Below are 798 nucleotides of genomic sequence, written 5' to 3' on the forward strand. Positions count from 1 at the left end.
GGGCGGGGGGGCGCCCGCCGGGGGGGGGGGCGGCGGGGCGCCGGGGCTGTCGCCGGGTCCCGGGCCCGACGCGGCGGGTCACTTGGTGACGACGGCCAGCACGTCGCGGGCGGAGAGCACCAGGTACTCCTCGCCGCCGACCTTGACCTCGGTGCCGCCGTACTTGGAGTAGAGGACGACGTCGCCCTCGGCCACGTCCACCGGCACGCGGGTGCCGTTCTCGGCCACGCGGCCCGGGCCCACGGCCACGACCTGGCCCTCCTGGGGCTTCTCCTTGGCGGTGTCCGGGATGACGAGGCCGGACGCGGTGGTCTGCTCGGCCTCGAGCGGGCGGACGACGATGCGGTCCTCGAGGGGCTTGATGGAGACGGACATGCTGCACACTCCTTGTGTTCGTCGGCGGACGCAGGCGGGGCCGGCGTCGCGCATGGTCGCGTTGTCGGGGGTGCCACGGTGCGGGGACCCTGCGTCGTCGCGGTGCCGCGGGGCCCGTCCTCGGGCTTGGCACCCGGTACCCCCGAGTGCCAGCTCCGACTCTAGCGCGGGCCTGGCACTCCCACCAAGCGACTGCCAGACGTGCGCCGTGGGCGGACGGGCCGTTCCGTGCGTTCCGTGCCCACTGTCCCAGCTGGGTCTCGCCCGCCCAACCGACTCCCCTCGCTCCCACCCGCTCGCCCACCCCCCCCCGCCCGCCCCGCGGGGGGTGGGGGCCATCACCCCGCCCGCCCCCCACCCGGGGGGGGGGCCCGCCGCCGCGTCCGGGTCCGTTCCACGCGCCGAGGCGGACCGCCGCCTCCT

1 protein-coding gene is annotated in these 798 nt (G+C 77.4%); it reads right to left on the bottom strand.

What is annotated here, in order from left to right; genetic code table 11:
* Nucleotides 1-78 precede the first annotated feature (78 nt).
* A complete protein-coding gene (gene groES / locus Q4D18_RS08370) occupies nt 79-375 on the bottom strand; it encodes a co-chaperone GroES (protein ID WP_135028631.1) in 297 nt (98 codons plus the stop codon).
* Nucleotides 376-798 lie beyond the last annotated feature (423 nt).

Origin of the sequence: Micrococcus sp. (genome assembly GCF_030523875.1) — a bacterium.
GTDB lineage: Bacteria > Actinomycetota > Actinomycetes > Actinomycetales > Micrococcaceae > Micrococcus.

Excerpts from the sequence above, each read along its gene's own strand:
- groES (WP_135028631.1), bottom strand. The coding sequence starts at position 375 with ATGTCCGTCTCCATCAAGCCCCTCGAGGACCGCATCGTCGTCCGCCCG.